The organism is Streptomyces sp. NPDC002680 (genome assembly GCF_042889145.1).
Taxonomy (GTDB): Bacteria; Actinomycetota; Actinomycetes; order Streptomycetales; family Streptomycetaceae; genus Streptomyces; species Streptomyces adonidis.
The window spans coordinates 136,594-157,565 of record NZ_JBIAQP010000013.1 but is presented as its reverse complement, the minus strand read 5'-3'; the positions used below and the strand labels follow the sequence as shown (position 1 = coordinate 157,565).

The window sequence follows — 20,972 nt, the reverse complement described above, 5'->3', positions numbered from 1 at the left end:
CCATGGCGAACCTCAACGTCGAGGAACTCGTCGCGATCGACGTCCACACCCACGCCGAGATCTCCTCCAAGGGCACCTCGTCCCTGGACGACGACCTGCACGACGCCTCGTCGGCCTACTTCAAGGTCGAGGGCAAGCGGAAGCCGACCCTGGAGGAGACCGCCGCGTACTACCGCGAGCGGAAGATGGCCGCGGTGATCTTCACGGTCGACGCCGAGTCCGCGACCGGCACCGAGCCCGTCCCGAACGAGGAGGTCGCCGAGGCCGCCGCCGCCAACCCGGACGTGCTGATCCCCTTCGCCTCCATCGACCCCTTCCGGGGCCGGGCGGGCGTCAAGCAGGCCCGGCGGCTGGTCGAGGAGTACGGAGTCAGGGGCTTCAAGTTCCACCCCAGCATCCAGGGCTTCTTCCCCAACGACCGCTCGATCGCGTACGAGCTGTACGAGGTGATCGAGGAGACCGGCACGATCGCGCTCTTTCACACCGGCCAGACAGGTATCGGGGCCGGGGTGCCGGGAGGCGGCGGGATCCGGCTCAAGTACAGCAATCCGCTGCACGTGGACGACGTGTCCGCGGACTTCCCGGAGATGAAGATCATCCTGGCGCACCCCTCCTTCCCCTGGCAGGACGAGGCGCTCGCCGTCGCCACGCACAAGCCGGGCGTGCACATCGACCTCTCCGGCTGGTCGCCGAAGTACTTCCCGCCGCAGCTGGTGCAGTACGCCAACACCCTGCTCAAGGACAAGGTCCTCTTCGGCTCGGACTACCCGGTGCTCACCCCGGACCGCTGGCTCGCCGACTTCGAGAAGCTGCCGATCAAGGACGAGGTCCGGCCGAAGATCCTCAAGGAGAACGCGGCCCGCCTGCTCGGGCTCACCAAGCCATAGCCACAGCTCCGCAACTCGTATCTCGTAACTCAGCAGAGGGGCGCAACGATGCGCAACGAGGGACTGGGGTCTTGGCCCGCCCGCCGGGCCCGCAAGACCCCCCAACGCACCGCCCTGATCCACGGCGACACCACGATCAGCTACGCACAGCTGTACGAGCGCACCACCCGCCTCGCACACGCCCTGCGCGAGCGGGGTGTGCGCCGGGGTGACCGGATCGCCTATCTGGGCCCGAACCACCCCTCCTACCTGGAGACACTGTTCGCGGCGGGCACACTCGGCGCGGTCTTCGTACCGCTCAACACCCGCCTCGCGGGCCCGGAGATCGCCTACCAGCTCGCCGACTCCGGCACCAAGGCCCTCGTCTACGGCCCCTCGCACGCCGGTCTCGTCGCCGGACTGCCGGGCAACTCGGACGTGCGTACGTATGTCGAGGTCGGCGCCGAGTACGAGGCGGCGCTCGCCGGGGCCTCCGTCGAGCCGATCGACGCGCCCGTCACCGCCGACGACACCTGCATCATCATGTACACCTCGGGCACGACGGGCCGGCCCAAGGGTGCCATGCTCACGCACGGCAACCTGACCTGGAACGCCGTCAACGTCCTCGTCGACCAGGACGTCGTCACCGACGAACGCGCCCTGGTGTCCGCCCCGTTGTTCCACACGGCCGGGCTGAACATGCTCACCCTGCCCGTGCTGCTCAAGGGCGGACTGTGCGTCCTGGTCGAGTCCTTCGTCCCCGAGGAGACCTTCGACCTGATCGAACGGCACCGGATCACCTTCATGTTCGGCGTGCCGACGATGTTCGACCACGTGGCGAGACATCCGCGCTGGGCCGACGCCGATCTGTCCTCGCTGCGGATGCTGTCCTGCGGCGGCTCACCGGTACCGACCCCGCTCATCGCCCGGTTCCAGGAGCGCGGGCTCACCTTCCTCCAGGGCTACGGCATGACCGAGGCCTCGCCCGGGACCCTGTTCCTGGACGCCGAGCACGCCGTCAGCAAGGCCGGTTCGGCGGGCGTACCGCACTTCTTCAGCGATGTCCGCGTGGTACGGCCAGACCTGGCCCTCGCGGAGGTCGGCGAGACCGGCGAGATCGTGGTCCGGGGCCCGCATGTCATGCCGGGCTACTGGGGGCTGCCCGAGGAGACGGCCGCCTCCTTCACCGACGGCTGGTTCCGCAGCGGGGACGCCGCCCGGATCGACGAGGACGGATACGTCTTCATCGTCGACCGCATCAAGGACATGATCATCTCGGGCGGGGAGAACATCTACCCCGCCGAGATCGAGGATCTGCTCCTGGCCCACCCCGACATCGTCGAGTGCGCGGTCATCGGCGTCGCCGACGAGAAGTGGGGCGAGGTGCCGCGCGCGGTCGTCGTGCTCCGCGAGGGCGCGGCACTGGACGCGGACGATGTGTTGGCCTCACTGTCCGGCCGGCTAGCAAAGTACAAGATCCCCAAGTCGGTCGTCCTCGCGAACGAACTCCCCCGCACGGCCTCCGGAAAACTCCTCAAGTCCCGGGTGCGCAAGGCCTACGGCGCGGGTGCCCCGTAAGGGGCGCGGGGCTGTATCCAATCTGCGGCTCCGCCGCGCGGGCGCGACCAGCCCCCACCGGCCCGAGGACAAGACACTCTCTCAGCCCAACTCCCAGTTAAGGAACACAACATGAGCATCACCGTCAACGGCATCGACGAACTCAAGAAGCTCGCCGGCAGCGACCTCGGCACGAGTGAGTGGATCGAGGTCACACAGGAGCGAATCAACACCTTCGCCGACGCCACCGGCGACCACCAGTGGATCCACGTCGACCCGGAGAAGGCCGCCGAGGGCCCGTTCGGCGCTCCCATCGCGCACGGCTACCTCACCCTCTCCCTCTTCATCCCGCTCTTCACCGAGCTGCTGGACGTCCAGGGCGTGACCACGAAGGTCAACTACGGCCTCAACAAGGTGCGTTTCCCCTCGCCCGTGAAGGTCGGCTCGAAGATCCGCCTGGTCGGCAGGCTGGCCGACGTCGAGGACGTGCCGGGCGGAGTGCAGATCACCGTCGACGGCACGATCGAGATCGAGGGCGCCCCCAAGCCGGCGGCGGTGCTGCAGAGCCTGTCCCGCTTCTACGCCTGATTCCGCCGATCCGGAGGATCCTCGCGTACGGGCACCACGTCGATCAGGCGTTCCGAGACGTCCTGGGCGAGCGGTGTGAGCCGTTCGTACACCGTCCGGAACGTCTTCTCGGCCGGTTCCGCCGGCCAGCCGTCGGGGAGGTGCTTCACCGGGAGGCGCGGATCGCGGCCGATGATCCCCAGCCACTCGGCCTGGAGGACCAGGCGCAGGGAGAGGGCGTCGTCCGCCGCAGGCAGCTCGCTCTCCCAGGGCTGCCACCGCCGTACGAACGCCTCGTAGCGCGCGGCCAGTTCGGACAGTTCCCAGGTCTCCTCGATCATCGCGCCGATGTCCATGCCCGAATCGGCGTGCGCCCGGAACACCTTCACATGGGCGGACAGGCCGAGTTCGGCCACCAGGGCGGCTACATCGACCTCGCCCGGCGCGATCCACAGGCCGTTGAACAGCGGGCCGAAGCCGCTCCACGTCAACTGCGAGCGCAGATCGTGGCGTTGGCGCTGCCAGGACTCCGGGAGGGAGAAGCCGAGCAGCGTCCAGGTGCCGTCCCACTGCCGGTTGACCGCGCCGGTGTGCCAGATGCGCCGTTCACCGTCGGCCAGCACGTCCGCCGAACGCCCGGTCAGCCCGAAGTACATCCGGCGCCCCTCGCGCTGGCGGCGCAGCAGACCCCGGCTCACCATCCGGGTCAGGGTCGAGCGGGTCGCCTGCTCGCCGACGCCCGCCCGCGCGAACACGTCGATGACGCTGCCCGAGTAGACACAGACGTCACGCCCGAGCACCTGATCGCCCAGGAACGTCAGCATCAGGGACTGCGGCCGCAGCGACTCTTCGGTGGTCACGCGGCCAACGGTACGCCCCGGCGATCAGTACGTCAGCCCGTGACCTGCTGGTACGAGTACACGGTGGTCGCCAGTGCGCAGATGCCGGGCGGGATCACCTCGGCGCGCAGGGTGCCGCTGTTCACGTCGTAGTCGACACCCTCCGCCTCGTACGCCGTCCCCGTGCAGCCGCTGCGCTGCGGGAGGGCGAACAGGCTGGTCACATGGCCCGTGACCGGCTGTCCGTCCACCGCGCGTGCCAGGTCGACCTGGAGCAGCGGGCGGCTCTCCGGGAACAGGGTGCCCGAGTCGTCGTCCGAGGCGCAGAGCAGCCGGGTCGCCGTGACGAAGTCGCAGCCCTGGATGTCCCGCACCGTTCTGTCCAGGGTGATCTGCCCGGCCTGTGTCAGCGCGCCGCCCGTGGCGGGGGTGGACGCGTTCAGGAGCGGCGCCGGGAACACCTGGAGGCGGCCCTGGTCGCCCCACTCGCCCGAGACCAGCCACTGGCCGTCGGGCGAGACGGTGGCGAAGGAGTTGTTCAGCTTCTCGCCCGGGTCGAGCGTGTGCACGTACGTGTATCTCTGCCCGGCCGGGGTGGTGACCGCGAACATCTTGGACGTGGCCGTGTCCGAGCCCTGGTAGGCGTCGAACACGTACCCGTTCGCGATGTCCGGGTCACCGATGTGGCCCCAGCCCGCGATCCGCAGATCCAGCGGGATGGAGGTGAGGCCGCGGTACAGGAGCGTGCCGTCCGCGCGGGACGCCAGCCCCTGACCGCTCCCCAGGGTGTCGACCTGGGCCGAACCCGTCTCCGTCCACGACGCGTCGGCGGCGGACGCCATGCCACCGCCGCCGAGCGCGAACGCCCCCGAGAGGCCTAATAACGCTGCCAGGGACAGGAGTTGACGCTTCATCAGATCAGCCGCCTACGACGTCGACGAACACCGGGTTGGAATAGAACCACGTATCGGCCCACGGGTCACCGTTTCCGGGCTCGTGCGGGATCGGGCCGTGCGGGTCGACCGAGGCACCGAGGTAACCAGCCGCGTGCCGGTTGCCGTCGCTGCCGCGCAGCCGGACGTAGAACGACTCGTCGCCGACGGTCAGCGGCACGCGCAGGGTGTACGTCCCCGTGCGCCCCGACACGTCCTTCGACTTGACGACCTTGGTGTCAGGCGCCTTCCAGGTGTCGCGGTCGGTGACCGGGCCGCGCACCGCGCCCCGGATCACGTCCACGTGCGCCAACTCGGGCAGGATTCCCTGGGGGTTGAGCCGCGAGGCGGAGGTCACGGTGATGTTCAGCGTGAGCTTCTCGCCCTTGCGGACGCGGAGCCGGCCGCCCAGCGTGACACCCCGGCCGAACTCGCAGTCCCGGGTCAGGCGGACGTCGAGCCCGTCCAGCAGATGACCGTGGTCCAGCCAGACCCGGCCCGCGCGCATACCGGCCATCACCGCGCGGTAGCCGTAGCCGGTGACGCCGACGTGGGTGCGGCTGAACTGGCCGGGCCAGAAGTCGCTGCCGGGCTGCGGGGTGTCGGTGTTCACCGGGTCGGGCAACTTGCCGGTGTTGTCGAAGTTCTGCCCGGCCGGCCAGTCGCCGTTCTTCCAGGTGTCGAAGACGATCCGGTGGGCGTCGGAGTTCGTGGTGATCGAGAACAGGCTGCCTTCGGCCAGCATCGAGTCCCACAGACCGCCGACCGTCGCGGTCGCCCAGTCGAAACCGCCGTACGTCAGATACCCGTCCGCCGGATAGCCCGCCCAGGACTGCGCCGAGGGCTTGTTCTCGTACTCGCCGCGGATCGAGGTCGCCCCGCGCCAGCCGGGGATGGCCGCGCCCTGGGCACCGGGCGCGCCCTCCATGCCGATCATGATCTCGGGCGCCGCGTCCCGCCAGTTGCGCATCTCGTGCGGGGAGTCGATCCCAAGCCTCATCGGGTGGTTGGCGAGGACCAGCACGTCGTCGACGTATCCGGTACGGCGCTGCTCCGCCAGCCACTTGATGCCCTTGACGGCGTGCGCCTCGTTGCGGGCCGTGTCCGTGGCGCCCGCCGAGCCCTCGGTGTAGCCGAGCAGCTTGCCGTCGAAGGCGCTCTCGAACTTGGTGAGCAGATCGACCTCGTGCTTGCCGGGCGGCGAGAAGACCGTGCAGTGCTCGGCACCCGGGATGTACCACTCCAGGCCCTGGAAGATCAGCTGACGCGGGTTCTCCTTACGCGCCTTGAGGATCTCGGCGTGCTCCAGCGGCGCACCGAACTGGGCGTGCCCGAAGTTGGAGTGCTCGGTGAACACCATCCAGTCGAGGCCGAACTTCTCGCCTGCGGCGGCCAGTTGGGAGAACGTGTACTTGGCGTCGTGGCTGTACACGGTGTGGATGTGATGGTCGCCGACGAGATAGGCGAGACGCGGATCGCTGCCGCCGAGCCGGCGCGGGCCGGAGGAGGCGGCGGCGGGCGTCGCCAGCGAACCGGCGGCGAAGGCGGCACCGAACAGGCCCGCCCGGTGCAGGAGTTGACGCCGGGAGACGCCCTGGGCGTCAAGACCGGCGGGGGAGACGGCGGGGTCGGCCCAGGCAGGCAGTTGCTGCTCTGTCATGGTCGTGAGAGTCCCTTGGGATCAGCGGATCGGTGGGAGGGGATGAGCCGGTCGGGTCAGTGGTTCATGAACGAGCTGACGGGCAGCGCCCGTTCGACGATCCGTACGTCACCGAGGCGGCCGTGCAGGATCTGGTCGATCTTCCCCGCGTAGGTGTAGCCGCCGAGCAGCCACGGCAGCCCGACCGAGGTGAGCCCGATCGCGGTGGCGTGCGGATTGCGGGCCACGGGGCAACCCTGGACGTACAGCGTGGTGTGCCGGCCGTCGTTGACCACGGCCACGTGCCACCACACCTCGCGCCGGGTCTCGTCGCCCCAGTTGGTGGCGATGCCCTCCTGGTTGAGCGGCCGGACCGCCCACTGCGGACCGGGCCCGTCCGAGAGCGACAGCGTGACCAGCGGCTCGTCCGGGTCGTCCGCGGTCTTGCCCGCGGCCCCGCCCGTGCCGATACGGCTGACGAGCCCGGCCCAGGCGTGGTGCGCGGGGTCCCAGTCGGCGGGCAGGCGGTAGAACGCCTCGATGGTGTAACCGGCCTTGAACGTCGCCGAGTTGAGGGGCGCGTCGTCGACCGTGCGCAGATAGGTGCCCCGCAGCGGGGACTTGTAGCCCTGGAACTCCAGGCTGCCGTGGCCCGGCTGGTCCGGGTGGTGGTCGGCGGACCAGGTGAGGGAGGAGGCGCCGACCGTGACGAGGGTCAGGTCGTTGCCCCGGCCCGACTGGTCACGGACCGTGCCGGTCACGGCCGCGCCGTCCTGCTGTCCGTCGAAGCGCCAGTACGCGACCGTCCCGGGGACCAGCATCTTCGCCACCGGCCGGGCCGCGCGCGGAGCGACCGGCGCGAATCCCGCGAACCGCTGCTCGAAGTCGATGTCCACGGAGAAGCGGTCCGCGTCGCCGGACAGCTCCATCTCCTCGCGCTCCAGCTCGTTGAGCCCCTTGGCGGCCCGGCCCAGGATCCACGGCGAGACCGTCTCGACGTCGATGGTGTTCCGGTCGAGGTCGAAGTGGTAGAGGCGGATCATCGCCGCGCCGCCGTAGTAACGGTTCTGATAGTTCGTCAGATGCAGATGGACGTCGTTCCCGGCCGCGTTCCTGCGCGTGGCGCGGGCGGCGGGCCAGTAGTGCCCGTTGAGGGTGAGGAAGATCTGGTCGTGGTTCTTGACCAGCTTGTCCCACAGCTGCTGCCCGTACGCGGAGAGCGTGTCGTCCTCGTAGACGAGTTCGTGCGTGGTGAGGACGACCGGCAGGGTCGGGTGCTGGGCGAGGACGCTCTCGGCCCAGGCGTATCCCTTGTCCGACAGCCGCCAGTCCAGGGCCAGGACGAGCCACTTGCGGTCGGCCGCCTTGAAGATGTGGAAGGTGTTGTATCCGTCGGCCGAGGCGCCGCCGAAGGTCCGCTTGCCGTGGAAGCGCTCCGGTCCGAAGACGTCCAGGTAGGGGGTCGCCCCGCGCTGGTCGGTGGTGGACGAGCGGACGTCGTGGTTGCCCGCGAGGACGCTGTACCCCACCCCGCGCCGGTCGAGCAGCTCGAACGCCTTGCCGGCGGCGGTGACTTCGGCCTGTGCGCCGTTCTCCGTGATGTCGCCCAGATGCGTGAGGAAGACGATGTTCTCGTCCCTGCCGTGCTCCAGGAGATAGCGCAGCGAGGCCTCGATCGGCGCGGGGTTGATGCTCGGCCCGTCGAAGAGGTACTGGGTGTCGGGCATCACGGCGAGCGTGAACCGGCGGCTCTCGGTGTCGGGCCGCCACGACGAACGCGCCTGGTCCGGCAGGGCCTCGGCGGCCGTCGGCAGGGCGACGGACGTGGTCGCCGCCGCCCCGATCAGCGCCGTCGCCCGCAGGAAACTACGCCGGCCCGCGCCCGCCTGGGGCGCTTCCAGGGCAGGCTCGTGCCCGGACTCGTGCGAGGTGCACACAACTGACTCCGTAAGTGGTTCCGTGAGGTGGGAGGGAGTGCGTGGGGGGAGTTACAGCGTGCGAAGAGTCCAGGCCCAGCGGTGGGTGCCCGGCTGTACGAGATAGGAGGGGAAGGTGTCGGGGCCGCACGACGCCGTGCCGAGCCCCCGGTGTGCCGCGTCGATGTGCACCACACAGCCGGGCCGGGGCTCCAGCTGGTCGTGGTGGGTGGCGGCGGCGAGATCCTCGGCGCGGAACCGGGTCACGGAGACCTGGTACGGCCGGTCCAGCACGACCGAGAGACCGGTGGCGTCCGGTGCCGACAGCCTGAACTGCCGTACACCGTGCCGTCCGCCGCTCTCCTGCGGCCGCAGATAAGGGGTGAACAGGGAGTCCACGGGCGCCGAGTGATGCCCGACGGGCGCTCCGGCGGCGCGGTCCGGGTAGGACTCCCAGGGGCCCTGCCCGTACCACTCCAGCAGATCGAGCCCTGACACCGTCTCGAACACGGAACCGACCCTCGCCACATCGGCGTAGGCGTCCGGCAGTTCGGCCCGCTCCTCGACGCGGATACCGCCCTGGACCGGAGTGAACACCTGCTCGTGGCGGATGACGCCAGCGGTCCCGGCGTACTCGGCGAGCACGGTCACCCGGCCGCCGTCGCGCCGTACGTCGACGGCCTTGCGTACGAGGGAGTCGAGGCCCCAGTCCTGCCAGCGGGCCGCCATGCCGCCCAGCTCGTCGTTGTCGGTCGGGGCCCGCCACAGGGACAGCGTGGGCGCCGAGGTCAGCAGCGGGTGGACCAGAAGTCCGTCGCCGTCGACCTGGACGCGCGGTCCGGCGACCACCGTCTCCGGTGCCTCCGGTGCGGCACGCAGCAGCAGTTGGGGTACGCAGATCTCGGTGCCGCGAGGGGCCCAGGGCTCGTCGTCGGCCGTCGTCACCCGCAGGGTCAGCCAGGCCTCGCCGCCGTCGGAAGGCAGCTCGAAGGGCAGCGGTACGGCCGCCGTCTCGCCCGGTCGCAGATCGGGGAGTTCGGCGGGCGCGGTCAGGGTACGGCCGTCCGCGAGCGTCAGCTCCCAGGTGGCCGCGAGCCAGTCCAGGCCCCGGAAGCACTGGTGGTTGGCGACCACGAGCCCCTCGTGCCGGAAGGCCTCCAGGCGCACCGGAGCCGCGATCTCCCGGTGTTCGTACATGACCGGCTTGGGCGTGCGGTCGGGGAAGACGACCCCGTCGGCGATGAAGGCGCCGTCGTGGATCGTCTCGCCGAAGTCGCCGCCGTACGCCCAGCGCATGCCAGGGGCGGCGACACCGTTGTCATAGAGCCCGGCGCCCGTGCGCCCGGCAGGTCTGCCGCTGTTCACGGACTGAAGGATTCCGTGGTCCCAGAACTCCCAGATGAACCCGCCCTGAAGACCCGGCGTTGACTCGATGGCGGCCCAGTGGTCGGCGAGCGTGCCGTTGCTGTTGCCCATGGCGTGCGAGTACTCGCACTGGATGAGCGGCTTGGTCTGCTCGCCGGACAGGGCGTGCGCGACACAGTCCTCCAGCGGCGCGTACATCGGACAGGCGATGTCGGAGGCCACGGCCGGATCGGCCCAGCCCGTCTTGGCCGCGCCCTCGTACTGGAGGGGCCGGGTCGGGTCGTGACGGCGCAGCCAGCCCGCCGCCGCGTCGTGGTTGGCGCCGTAGTCGGACTCGTTGCCCAGCGACCAGATGATGACCGACGGGTGGTTCTTGTCCCGCAGGACCATCCGCGAGACGCGGTCCACGAAGGCGTTCAGATAGCGCGGGTCGTCCGCGATCTCGTGCGCGTGGTCGTGCGACTCGATGTCCGCCTCGTCGACCACGTAGAAACCGAGTTCGTCCGCGAGGTCGTACAGCGTCGGGTCGTTCGGATAGTGCGCGGTGCGGATTGCGTTGAACCCGAACCGCTTCAGCAGCACGAGATCGGCGCGCATGTCGTCGTACGACACGGTCCGCCCGGTCAGCGGGTGGAAGTCGTGCCGGTTGACGCCCCGGACGTAGATCCGCTCGCCGTTGACCAGCAGGTCCCGCCCGACGATCTCGACGTCCCGGAAACCGATCCGCCGGTACGAGGTGTCGGCGACCGTTCCGTCGGCGCGGTGCAGGCGGACGGTCAGGCCGTACAGCTCGGGCGTCTCGGCGGTCCAGGTGCGTACGTCGGGCACCTGGGCGGACATCCGGGGCTCGCCGAGGAAGTCGGAGACCCGGTCGTCCTCGGCGTTGAGGCGGTCGAACTCGGCGTCCTGGACGAGGAGTTGACCGTCGATCTCGCCGCTGACGTACCAGCCGTCGGGCAGCGCGCCGCCCGCGTCCCGCACTCGGCAGTCCACCCGCAGCTCACCGGAGGCCGGGGCCCGTACGGTGATGTCCGCGAGGTGCAGCGGGTCGGTCGCGTAGAGCAGCACCGAGCGGGTGATGCCGCCGTGCCACCACTGGTCCTGGTCCTCGATGTGGGTGGCGTCGGACCACTTGACCACCGTCAGCCGCACGGTCGCCGAGCGGCCCGGCCACACGACGTCGGAGAGGTCGAACTCGGCCGCCAGATGGGAGTCCTTGGAGATGCCGACCGGCCGCCCGTCGACGTGCACGAGCAGCACGCTCTCGGCGGCGCCGACCTGGAGCACGATCCGCCGGCCCGCCCACTCGGCCGGAACGTCGAACTCACGCTCGTACACACCCGTCGGGTTGGCGTCAGGCGACGCGGGCGGGAAGTCGCCCCACGGCATCTGGACGTTGGTGTACCAGGGCAGGTCGTCGGTGTCCTGGAGGGTCCAGGCGCCGGGGACCTGGGCCGTGGACCAGTCGTCGCCGACAGGTGTCGTCGGTGTCGGGAGCAGTTGGAAGCGCCAGTCGCCGTCGAGGGAGAGGGCGCCGGAACGCCGGTCGACGGCGTTCATGGGCAGGCGCCCCCAGGAAGTCACCTCGGGTGACTCCCAGGGGCGCAGGGCGAGCAGGGGATCGCTCGTCATCCGCGGACGGCTCCTTTCGCGAGGTCGCCGATGATCTGCTTGGCGCCGATGGCGAACACGATCAGCAGCGGGACGAGGGCGAGCAGTGCGCCGGTCATGACGATGCCGTAGTCGGTGGTGCCGTGGGTGCCGTTGAGCTGGGACAGCGCGACCTGGAGGGTCACGTTGTCGGGGTTGGTGAGGGCGATCAGGGGCCAGGCGAAGTCGTTCCACTGGCCCATGAAGGTGAAGATGCCGAGGAAGGCGAGACCGGGGCGGACCACCGGCAGCGCCACATGCCAGTACTGGCGCAGGAAGTTGGCGCCGTCGAGCTTGGACGCGTCGAGCAGCTCGTCGTGGATGGCCGTCTTCATGTACTGGCGCATCCAGAAGATGCCGAAGGCGTTGGCCGCGGCCGGCACGATCAGCGCGGTCATCGAGCCGATCCAGCCGATCTTCGCCATGACGACGAACTGCGGGATGACCGACAGCTGCGCCGGGACCATGAAGATCACCATGAGCAGCCCGAACAGCGCGTTCTTGCCCGGGAACTCGAACTTGGCGAAGACGAACGCCGCGAGCGAGTCGAAGAGCAGGACCAGGAAGGTCACCGCCGTCGCCACGAGCAGCGAGTTCCACATCGACCCGAAGAAGTCGATGGCGTCGAACAGATTGCGGACGTTCTCCAGGAAGTGCGTACCCGGCAGCAGCTTCGGCGGGTACGAGAAGATCTCCGACGAACTGTGCGTCGACATGATCACGGCCCAGTAGAACGGGAAGGCCGAGATCAGCGTGCCGATGATCAGCGGGAGGTGCAGCGCGAGCCCTCTGCGGCGGGACCCCTTGATGGATGCCATTTTGCGGGCCCTTCCTAGTCGCCCCGGCGCTGCACGAGGCGCCAGTTGATGATCGAGAAGAGGACGACGACGAGGAAGATGCCCCACGCCACCGCGGCTCCGTACCCGAAGTCGTTGTTGTCGAAGGTCTGCTGGAAGAAGTAGAGGACCATCGTCTGGCCCGAGTGGCCCGGACCGCCCGCGAACGTCGAGTCGTTGGACGAGGTCTGGAGCAGCACCTGTGGTTCGGAGAAGCTCTGCAGGCCCGTGACCGTCGAGACGACGAGCACGAACAGGAGCGTGGGCCGCAGCAGCGGCAGCGTGATCCGGAAGAAGGTCTGGATCGGGCCGGCGCCGTCCATGCGCGCCGCCTCGTACAGCTCGCCCGGGATGGTCTGGAGCCCGGCCAGGAAGATGATCGCGTTGTAGCCGGTCCACTGCCAGGTCATCAGGGCGGCGATGGTGACCTTGATGCCCCACGGGGTGTTCAGCCAGGCGATCTGGTCGATCCCCACGCCCTGCAGGACGGCGTTCACCACGCCGTTGTTGGTGGAGAAGATCGAGCCGAAGACGATCGCGATGGCGACGACCGAGGTGACGTTCGGCAGGAAGTACGCGACGCGGTACCAGCTCTTGAACCGGACCGCGGAGTTGAGCATCACAGCCAGAACCATCGCCAGCAGGATCATCGGGAAGGTGGCCAGCGCCCAGATGATGATCGTGTTGCCGATCGAGTTCCAGAAGTCGCTGTCGGTCAGCAGGTACTGGTACTGCGAGAGCCCGGCCCACTCCATCGAGCCGAGGCCGTCCCAGCGGTGGAACGACAGATAGAGCGAGAAGCCCACCGGGAACAGGCCGAAGCCGAGGAAGATCAGATAGAACGGCGAGATCGCGGCGTAGAGGTGCCAGTACTTGCGCCACCCCTTCTTCGGCCCGGCCGGCGAGGGCCGCTGGGCCACAGCCGGAGGGGACTGCTCGATGACCGCCATCAGTAGCTCACCCCCAGGTGCTTCGCGATGCGACGGCACTTGCTCATGGCGTCACTCCAGGCTTTCTTGGGGTCCTTGCCGAGGACGCCGACGTTCTTGATCTCGTCCTTGATGGGGGTGCCGAGCGCGATGTCGTACGGGCTGTTGTAGGCGACCACGATCTTCTGCGCGGCGGGCCCGAAGACGTCCGTGGTGACCTGGCCGCCGAAGAAGGGGTCGGCCTCCCGGAGTTGCTTCAGGTCGTAGGAGGCGGGCGTCGAGGGGAAGAGGCCCGCGTCGACGTAACCCTGGGCCTGGTTGGCCGAGTTGAGGATCCAGGTGATGATCTGGAAGGCCTGCTCGGGCTCCCGGCACGCCTTGGTGATCGACAGGAACGAGCCGCCGTTGTTCGCGGGCCGCACCGGCATGTCGGCGATCCGCCACCGGCCCTTGGTCTTCGGCACACCGTTCTTGAGGTCGAACGTCGCCCAGGAGGCGCCCAGTTGGCTGGGCAGCTTGCCGTCCTGTACGGCCGACAGCTGGTCCGGGGTGCCGTTCACCAGGTCCGACACGATCCCGCGCCGCTTGGCCTCGACGGCCAGTGCCCAGGCGTCGCGCACATGCTGCTCGTCACCGATGAAGTGACGGTCCTTGTCGACGTACCGCTTCGAGCCCTGCTGTACGACGTTCTCGAAGACGGAGTTGACGTCGGTGAGCAGCTTGGCACCCGGCACGCGCTTGCCGAGCTGCTCACCCGCGGCGAAGAACGCCTCCCAGGTGCTCAGCTCCTTCGACACGTCGGCGGGCTCGTACGGCAGACCCGCCTTGCGGAACACCTCGTACTGGTAGAAGTGCGCGACCGGGCCGCAGTCGATCGGGAAGCCGACCATCGTGCCGTCGTCGGCGATGCCCTGGTCCCACTTCCACGGCAGGTACTGGCTCTTGTACTTCTCCGCGCCCAGCGTCCGCAGATCGATGAACTGGTCCGCGTTAGGCAGGTAGGCGGCCATGTCCTCGCCCTTGAGCCCCGCGATGTCGGGGACATGGGCCTGGCCGGTGATCGTGGTGATGAGCTTCGAGCGGTACTGGCCGCCGATCTGGATCGCCCGGAGGTCGACCGAGCTGTCGTAGCGGGCCTTGGCGTTCTTGACGACGGTGTCGCTCAGACCGCCGCTCCAGTACCACAGGACCATGTTGCGCCCGGTGGAGCCGGTCGGAACGGCGCAGCCGCTCGCCAGGCCGCCGAGCGCGGTGGCGGCAGTGCCCGCCAGGCCCGCGCGCAGTAGGCCTCTTCGTGAGAGCTGCACAGCTCCCACCGCCTTTCGGATCTGTTCGGTACGTGCGTAAAGGGGGGAATCGCAAGGGGAGTTAAGGGGGGAAGGGAATGTGTGTGGGGGTCTCAGGGGGTGACGGGCGCGAACCGCACCGGCGGTCCCGGATCGGCCGGCAGCCGGTCGGCCAGGAAGCCGTAGGCGCGCCGCAGTTCGGGGTCGTCGAGCGTGTGCCACCAGCGGTGGACGTGGTACCAGCCGGGCGCGGCCAGCGCGCCGCCGTGGTGCCGCACGGACAGGGAGGCGGCCAGTACGGCGAACCGCAGCCGTTCCTCCAGCGGCCAGCCGCCGAGCGAGGCGGCGACGAAACTGGCGCCGAAGACGTCACCGGCGCCCGTCGAGTCCACGACGTCCACGGGCAGCGCCGGGACCTCCGCGTACTCGCCGGTCGTCTGGTCGACGGCGACCGCGCCGTCCCCGCCGCGTGTGACGACGGCCACCGGGACCAGCTCGCTGAGCGTGCCCAGGGCTGCCACCGCGGTGTCGGTACGGGTGTACGCCATCGCCTCGGTCTCGTTGGGGAGGAAGGCGTGGCACAGGGCGAGCTGGTCGAGCAGGTCGGAGGACCACTGCTGGGTCGGGTCCCAGCCGACGTCCGCGTAGATCTGCGTGCCGTTCGCCGCGGCCTTGGCCAGCCAGCGGTGGGGCTCGGCCTCGATGTGCACGAGGGCGGTGCGCGCCTCGGGCGGGTCGCCCAGCAGGGCGTCCTGGGAGTACGGCGGCGGCTGCCCGTGGGTGATCAGGGCGCGGTCGCCGTCGTAGGCGAGCGAGACGGTGACGGGGGTGTGCCAGTCGTCCGCGGTGCGCGAGAGCGAGAGGTCGACGCCCTCCTGGCCGACGAGGACCGCACGGCAGTGGGCGCCGTAGGCGTCGTCGCCGAAGACCGTGGCCAGCGAGGTCTTCAGACCGTACCGGGAGGCGGCCACCGCGAGGTTCGCGATACCGCCGGGGCTGGTGCCCATCCCCGACGTCCAGATCTCCTCGCCGGGCGTCGGGGGCTTGCCCAGGCCGGTGAGGACGAGGTCGAAGAAGAGCAGCCCGGTCAGCAGCACATCGGGCCGTTCGTCGTCCACGCGCGCATCCTCTCGTCAAAACTCGTCAGTTTGATGAGTTTGATGACCGGAATCGTGCGCGTCTTCAGAAGATTTGGCAAGAGTCGAGCAGAACTGAGCATAGAAATGATTGAAGATGACTAGTACTGTTCGTCGCGTGCTGGCAGAAAGACGACATCAACTCATCCTGCGGGCCCTGCGCTCGGGCGGCCCCGCGGCCGTGACCGATCTCTCCGAGCAACTGGGCGTGAGCCCCGCCACCATCCGGCGTGACCTGGTCAGACTGGAGGAGGAGGGTCTGCTCACCCGTGTCCACGGCGGCGCCGTGGTGGAGGAGGGCGACCAGCCCTTCGCCGAGGTCGCAGAGGTGCGCGTCGCCGAGAAGGACGCGATAGCTGCCAAGGCCGCGTCGCTCGTCACGGACGGCGAGTCCGTGCTGCTCGACATCGGCACCACCGCCTACCGGCTGGCCCGCCAGCTGCACGGCCGCCGGCTCACCGTGATCACCAGCAACCTGGTGGTCTTCGAGGAACTGGTCGACGACGAGGGCATCGAGCTGGTGCTCCTCGGCGGCATGGTCCGGCGCGAGTACCGCTCCCTGGTCGGTTTCCTCACCGAGGACAACCTGCGCCAGCTGCACGCCGACTGGCTCTTCCTCGGCACCAGCGGCGTCCGCCCCGGCGGTCAGGTGATGGACACCACAGTCGTCGAGGTACCGGTCAAGCGCGCCATGATCAAGTCCGCCGACCGGGTCGTACTGCTGGCCGACCGCGCCAAGTTCCCCGGCACGGGGATGGCGAAGGTCTGCGGCCCGGACGAACTGGACATGGTGGTGACGAACGCGCCGGTGGACCCGGCGACGCAGACCTCTTTGCAGGAGGCCGGGGTGCAGGTCATCACGGCAGGAAAGGTGCAATAGCGTGAAGCTGACGATTCTGGGCGGTGGCGGATTCCGTGTGCCGCTCGTGTACGGGGCGCTCCTGGGCGACCACGCCGAGGGCCGGGTGACCCATGTCACCCTGCACGACCTGGACGCGGGCCGCCTCTCCGCGGTCACCCGCGTCCTGGCCGAGCAGGCGGCGGGGGTGCCTGACGCCCCCGAGGTGAGCGCCACGACCGACCTCGACGAGGCGCTCACCGGCGCCGACTTCGTCTTCTCCGCGATCCGCGTCGGCGGCCTGGAGGGCAGGGCGAACGACGAGAAGGTGGCCCTCGACCAGGGCGTCCTCGGCCAGGAGACGGTCGGCGCCGGCGGCATCGCCTACGGCCTGCGCACGGTCCCGGTCGCCGAGGACATCGCGCGGCGCGTGGCCCGGGTCGCCCCGGACGCCTGGGTCATCAACTTCACCAACCCGGCAGGACTGGTCACCGAGGCCATGTCCCGCCACCTCGGCGACCGCGTCATCGGCATCTGCGACTCCCCGGTGGGCCTCGGTCGCCGGATCGCGCGCGTGCTCGGCGCCAACCCCGGCGAGGCGTGGATCGACTACGTCGGCCTCAACCACCTCGGCTGGGTGCGCGGCCTGCGGATCAACGGCCGCGACGAACTCCCGCGTCTGCTCGCCGACCCCGACCTCCTCGGCTCCTTCGAGGAGGGCAAGCTCTTCGGCACCGACTGGCTCCAGTCCCTGGGCGCCGTCCCGAACGAGTATCTGCACTACTACTACTTCAACCGCGAGGCCGTACGCGCCTACAGCGAGGCCGAGAAGACCCGCGGCGCCTTCCTGCGCGACCAGCAGGCCGGCTTCTACGACGAGATGAAGCGGCCCGACGCCGCCGCCCTCACCGCCTGGGACCGCACCCGCGCCGAGCGCGAGGCGACCTACATGGCCGAGGCCCGCGAGACGGCGGGCGCCGGCGAACGGGACGCCGACGACCTGTCCGGGGGCTACGAGAAGGTCGCCCTCGCCCTGATGCGGGCCATCGCCCGCGACGAGCGCACCACACTGATCCTCAACGTCCGCAACCGGAAGACGCTCTCGGTGCTCGACGCCGAGGCCGTCATCGAGGTGCCCTGCCTGGTCGACGCCAACGGCGCCCACCCGGTCACCGTCGACCCGCTGCCCGACCACGCCTCAGGCCTGGTCTGCTCGGTCAAGGCGGTCGAACGCGAGGTGCTCGCCGCCGCCGAGTCCGGCTCCCGCGCGACGGCGGTCAAGGCGTTCGCGCTCCACCCGCTCGTCGACTCCGTGAACGTGGCCCGCAGACTGGTCGACGGATACACCGCGGTCCACCCCGGCCTGGCGTACCTTAAGTAAGCGCTTTCCCCCGCTCGTATCTGGAGACTTCTCATGCACGACGAACGCCAGCGGATCGAGGAGCGCGTCCAGCGCCTCCACGACCAGCGGATCAAGGCGGCGATCTACGCGGCCACGGTGCCCTTCACGGTCGAGGCCTGGCAGGCGCCGGGCGAGCCGGTCTCCTTCGAGGAGGCGGCGGCCGCGCCGTACACGCCCTTCGCCATGGACACCCCCTGGGGCCCGCCCTGGGGCACGACCTGGTTCCGGATGCGCGGACAGGTGCCCGCCGAGTGGGCCGGGCGGCGCGTCGAGGCGGTCATCGACCTCGGCTTCATCGGCGACTGGCCGGGCAACCAGGCCGAGGCCCTGGTCCACCTCACCGACGGCACCCCGCTGAAGGCGGTCAACCCGCTCAACCAGTACGTGCCGATCGCCAACCCCGCCGTCGGCGGCGAGGAGATCGACTACCTGGTCGAGGCGGCCTCCAACCCGGACATCCTCGCCGACAACTTCTCCAAGATCACCCCCATGGGTGACATCCTCACCGCCGGCGACAAGCCGATCTACACCTTCCAGCGCGCCGACCTCGCGATCCTGGACGAGGAGGTCTTCCACCTCGACCTCGACATCCAGGTGCTGCGCGAGCTGATGCTGGAGCTGGGCGAGCACGACCCGCGCCGCCACGAGATCACCCACGCCCTGGACCGCGCGCTCGACCTGCTCGACCTGGACGACGTGGCCGGTTCGGCGGCGGCGGTACGAGCGGCCCTGGCGCCCACGCTGGCCAAGCCGGCCAACGCCAGCGCCCACAAGATCTCCGGTGTCGGACACGCGCACATCGACTCGGCGTGGCTGTGGCCGATCCGCGAGACCAAGCGCAAGACGTCCCGCACGTTCTCCAACGTGACTTCGCTGGCCGACGAGTACGAGGACTTCATCTTCGCCTGCTCGCAGGCCCAGCAGTACGAGTGGGTGCGCGACAACTACCCCAAGGTCTGGGCGCGCATCCAGGAGTCCGTGAAGAAGGGCCAGTGGGCGCCGGTCGGCGGCATGTGGGTCGAGGCCGACGGCAACCTGCCCGGCGGCGAGGCCATGGCCCGCCAGCTCATCCACGGCAAGCGGTTCTTCATCGAGCACTTCGGCGTCGAGACCAAGGGCGTGTGGCTGCCGGACTCCTTCGGCTACACCGCGGCCTACCCGCAGCTCGCCAAGCTCGCCGGCAACGACTGGTTCCTCACCCAGAAGATCTCCTGGAACCAGACCAACAAGTTCCCCCATCACACCTTCTGGTGGGAGGGCATCGACGGCACCCGCATCTTCACGCACTTCCCGCCGGTCGACACCTACAACGCCCGCTTCAGCGGCGAGGAGATGTCCCGCGCGACACGCAACTACCAGGAGAAGGGCGTCGCGAACCGCTCGCTGGCCCCCTTCGGCTGGGGCGACGGCGGTGGCGGCCCCACCCGCGAGATCATGGAACGGGCGCGCAGGCTCGCCGACCTGGAAGGCTCGGCGACGGTCGAGATCGAGCACCCCGACGACTTCTTCGCCAAGGCCCGCGAGGAGTACCCGGACGCCCCGGTCTGGGTCGGCGAGCTGTACCTGGAGCTGCACCGCGCCACGTACACCTCCCAGGCCCGCACCAAGCAGGGCAACCGGCGCAGTGAACACAAGCTGCGCGAGGCCGAGTTGTGGGCGACGACGGCCGCGCTGCACGCGCCGGGCTACGCCTACCCGTACGAGCACCTGGACCGGCTCTGGAAGACGGTCCTGCTGCACCAGTTCCACGACATCCTGCCGGGCTCGTCCATCGCCTGGGTGCACCGCGAGGCGGAGGCCGAATACGCCCGCGTGGCCGAGGAGTTGGAGGCGCTGACCGCAGAGGCGGTGGCCGCGCTCGGCGGCGGTGAGTCCCGTGCGTTCAACACCAGCCCGTACGACCGGGCCGAGGTGGTCCGCACCTCGACGGGTGTCCCCATGTACGTGGAGGTCCCGGCGAACGGCAGCGCCCCGCTGGCCGTCGCGGAGCCCCCGCAGCCGGTGACGGTCACGGGCGGCCGGATCCTCGACAACGGTCTGGTACGGGTGGAGGTGGCCGAGGACGGCACCCTGTCGTCGGTCCGCGACCTGCGGGCCAACCGCGAAGTCCTCGCCGACAAGGGCAACTTGCTCCGCCTGCACACCGACCTCCCGAACTACTGGGACGCCTGGGACATCGACAAGCACTACAAGAACCGCTACACGGACCTGCTGGAGACGTCCTCCGTGACGGTCGTCGACGAGGACCCGCTTCTCGGCGCCATCCGCGTGGAGCGTGCCTTCGGCAAGGACTCGAAGATCGTCCAGACGATCACCGTGCGGGCCGGCAGCCCCCGGATCGACTTCGAGACGGAGATCGACTGGCACGAGGCCGAGAAGATCCTCAAGGCGGCCTTCCCGGTGGACATCCGGGCGGCGCACTCGTCGGCGGAGATCCAGTTCGGCCACGTCCAGCGGCCCACGCACACCAACACCAGCTGGGAGTCGGCCCGGTTCGAGGTCTCCGGCCACCGCTGGGTGCACCTCGCCGAGCCCGGCTACGGCGTCGCGGTCCTCAACGACTCGACGTACGGCCACGACGTCTCCCGCACGGTCCGCGAGGACGGCGGTACGACGACCACGGTCCGGCTGTCCCTGGTGCGCGCCCCGCGGATCCCGGACCCCGGGGCCGACCAGGGCAAGCACCGGTTCACGTACTCGCTGCTGCCCGGCGCGAGCATCGAGGACGCGGTGGCCGAGGGGTACTCGCTGAATCTGCCGTTGCGTGTCGCTGATGCGGCGGGTGTGGCGGAGCCGGTGGTGTGGGCGGACGGGGACGGGGTGACGATCGAGGCGGTGAAGCTGGCCGATGACGCGTCCGGTGATGTTGTCGTTCGCCTGTACGAGTCGCGTGGTGGTCGTGCGGAGGGTGTTCTGTGCACCGGGTTCCCGTTGGCGGGGGCCAAGATCACGGATCTGTTGGAACGACCGTTGTCGGAGGCTGAGGTGGAGGGTGACACGGTGGCTGTGACGCTGCGGCCGTTCGAGGTGCAGACGTTCCGGTTGGCTGTCGGCTCCGCCGGTTAGGCGGTTCTTCGGCTGCGGGTCGGTGGGGGCTGGTCGCGCAGTTCCCCGCGCCCCTAGGTGGGACGGGCGGGCCGTGTTGTTTGCGGCCCGCCCGTCCCTGTCAACGCGGCTCGACCCGCCCCTCTCAATGCGGCCCGACTCGCCCCTC

15 protein-coding genes are annotated in these 20,972 nt (G+C 69.6%); 6 read left to right on the top strand and 9 right to left on the bottom strand.

What is annotated here, in order from left to right:
- Nucleotides 1-2: 2 nt before the first annotated feature.
- The 3 genes from ACFYXF_RS31790 to ACFYXF_RS31780 all read left to right on the top strand — a co-directional run bounded on the left by ACFYXF_RS31790 (nt 3) and on the right by ACFYXF_RS31780 (nt 3,011).
- Complete coding sequence (locus tag ACFYXF_RS31790; protein ID WP_389354821.1) at nt 3-887, top strand: amidohydrolase family protein; 885 nt, start codon at nt 3-5, stop codon at nt 885-887.
- Between the two features lie 48 nt (nt 888-935).
- Complete coding sequence (locus ACFYXF_RS31785; RefSeq protein ID WP_389354819.1) at nt 936-2,444, top strand: long-chain fatty acid--CoA ligase; 1,509 nt, start codon at nt 936-938, stop codon at nt 2,442-2,444.
- A 111-nt stretch (nt 2,445-2,555) separates the two neighbouring features.
- A complete protein-coding gene (locus ACFYXF_RS31780) occupies nt 2,556-3,011 on the top strand; it encodes a MaoC family dehydratase (RefSeq protein ID WP_053744816.1) in 456 nt (151 codons plus the stop codon).
- Here the strand turns inward: ACFYXF_RS31780 and ACFYXF_RS31775 are convergent.
- The 9 genes from ACFYXF_RS31775 to ACFYXF_RS31735 all read right to left on the bottom strand — a co-directional run bounded on the left by ACFYXF_RS31775 (nt 3,002) and on the right by ACFYXF_RS31735 (nt 15,500).
- Nucleotides 3,002-3,850 (bottom strand): PaaX family transcriptional regulator C-terminal domain-containing protein, encoded by an 849-nt coding sequence (locus ACFYXF_RS31775; protein WP_389354816.1) that lies wholly within the window; start codon nt 3,848-3,850, stop codon nt 3,002-3,004. The genes ACFYXF_RS31780 and ACFYXF_RS31775 overlap by 10 nt on opposite strands.
- 32 nt (nt 3,851-3,882) lie before the next feature.
- Nucleotides 3,883-4,743, bottom strand: coding sequence for a hypothetical protein (locus ACFYXF_RS31770; protein WP_389354814.1), 861 nt, complete (start codon nt 4,741-4,743; stop codon nt 3,883-3,885).
- Nucleotides 4,744-4,747: 4 nt separating this feature from the next.
- On the bottom strand, nt 4,748-6,421 hold the full coding sequence (locus ACFYXF_RS31765; RefSeq protein ID WP_389354813.1) for a PHP domain-containing protein: 1,674 nt from the start codon (nt 6,419-6,421) through the stop codon (nt 4,748-4,750).
- Between the two features lie 56 nt (nt 6,422-6,477).
- Entirely contained in the window at nt 6,478-8,337 is a 1,860-nt protein-coding gene (locus ACFYXF_RS31760; RefSeq protein WP_389354811.1) for a LamG-like jellyroll fold domain-containing protein, read from the bottom strand.
- A 51-nt stretch (nt 8,338-8,388) separates the two neighbouring features.
- Nucleotides 8,389-11,313 carry a glycoside hydrolase family 2 TIM barrel-domain containing protein gene (locus ACFYXF_RS31755; protein ID WP_389354809.1) on the bottom strand — a complete coding sequence of 975 codons (2,925 nt, stop codon included), beginning with the start codon at nt 11,311-11,313 and terminating at the stop codon, nt 8,389-8,391.
- Nucleotides 11,310-12,149 (bottom strand): carbohydrate ABC transporter permease, encoded by an 840-nt coding sequence (locus ACFYXF_RS31750; protein ID WP_389354807.1) that lies wholly within the window; start codon nt 12,147-12,149, stop codon nt 11,310-11,312. The genes ACFYXF_RS31755 and ACFYXF_RS31750 overlap by 4 nt, the downstream gene beginning before the upstream one ends.
- A gap of 14 nt (nt 12,150-12,163) precedes the next feature.
- Nucleotides 12,164-13,117, bottom strand: a complete 954-nt coding sequence (locus ACFYXF_RS31745) for a carbohydrate ABC transporter permease (RefSeq protein ID WP_389354805.1) — start codon at nt 13,115-13,117, stop codon at nt 12,164-12,166.
- On the bottom strand, nt 13,117-14,403 hold the full coding sequence (locus ACFYXF_RS31740) for an ABC transporter substrate-binding protein (protein ID WP_389354803.1): 1,287 nt from the start codon (nt 14,401-14,403) through the stop codon (nt 13,117-13,119). Before ACFYXF_RS31740 ends, ACFYXF_RS31745 begins: the two co-directional genes overlap by 1 nt.
- Nucleotides 14,404-14,495: 92 nt before the next feature.
- Nucleotides 14,496-15,500 (bottom strand): carbohydrate kinase family protein, encoded by a 1,005-nt coding sequence (locus ACFYXF_RS31735; protein WP_389354801.1) that lies wholly within the window; start codon nt 15,498-15,500, stop codon nt 14,496-14,498.
- A 136-nt stretch (nt 15,501-15,636) separates the two neighbouring features.
- Here ACFYXF_RS31735 and ACFYXF_RS31730 point away from each other — a divergent pair, with 136 nt between their 5' ends.
- The 3 genes from ACFYXF_RS31730 to ACFYXF_RS31720 are packed head-to-tail and all read left to right on the top strand — an operon-like array spanning nt 15,637 to nt 20,824.
- Nucleotides 15,637-16,398 carry a DeoR/GlpR family DNA-binding transcription regulator gene (locus ACFYXF_RS31730; protein WP_389354799.1) on the top strand — a complete coding sequence of 254 codons (762 nt, stop codon included), beginning with the start codon at nt 15,637-15,639 and terminating at the stop codon, nt 16,396-16,398.
- A gap of 1 nt (nt 16,399) precedes the next feature.
- On the top strand, nt 16,400-17,737 hold the full coding sequence (locus tag ACFYXF_RS31725; RefSeq protein ID WP_389354797.1) for a 6-phospho-beta-glucosidase: 1,338 nt from the start codon (nt 16,400-16,402) through the stop codon (nt 17,735-17,737).
- 33 nt (nt 17,738-17,770) lie between these two features.
- Nucleotides 17,771-20,824, top strand: coding sequence for an alpha-mannosidase (locus ACFYXF_RS31720; protein WP_389354795.1), 3,054 nt, complete (start codon nt 17,771-17,773; stop codon nt 20,822-20,824).
- The last annotated feature ends 148 nt before the right edge of the window (nt 20,825-20,972 follow it).

What these genes read in the sequence shown, in the direction of transcription:
- ACFYXF_RS31790 (WP_389354821.1), top strand. Translation starts at nt 3, where the DNA reads ATGGCGAACCTCAACGTCGAGGAACTCGTCGCGATCGACGTCCACACC.
- ACFYXF_RS31785 (WP_389354819.1), top strand. Translation starts at nt 936, where the DNA reads ATGCGCAACGAGGGACTGGGGTCTTGGCCCGCCCGCCGGGCCCGCAAG.
- ACFYXF_RS31780 (WP_053744816.1), top strand. Translation starts at nt 2,556, where the DNA reads ATGAGCATCACCGTCAACGGCATCGACGAACTCAAGAAGCTCGCCGGC.
- ACFYXF_RS31770 (WP_389354814.1), bottom strand. Translation starts at nt 4,743, where the DNA reads ATGAAGCGTCAACTCCTGTCCCTGGCAGCGTTATTAGGCCTCTCGGGG.
- ACFYXF_RS31765 (WP_389354813.1), bottom strand. Translation starts at nt 6,421, where the DNA reads ATGACAGAGCAGCAACTGCCTGCCTGGGCCGACCCCGCCGTCTCCCCC.
- ACFYXF_RS31755 (WP_389354809.1), bottom strand. Translation starts at nt 11,313, where the DNA reads ATGACGAGCGATCCCCTGCTCGCCCTGCGCCCCTGGGAGTCACCCGAG.
- ACFYXF_RS31750 (WP_389354807.1), bottom strand. Translation starts at nt 12,149, where the DNA reads ATGGCATCCATCAAGGGGTCCCGCCGCAGAGGGCTCGCGCTGCACCTC.
- ACFYXF_RS31745 (WP_389354805.1), bottom strand. Translation starts at nt 13,117, where the DNA reads ATGGCGGTCATCGAGCAGTCCCCTCCGGCTGTGGCCCAGCGGCCCTCG.
- ACFYXF_RS31720 (WP_389354795.1), top strand. Translation starts at nt 17,771, where the DNA reads ATGCACGACGAACGCCAGCGGATCGAGGAGCGCGTCCAGCGCCTCCAC.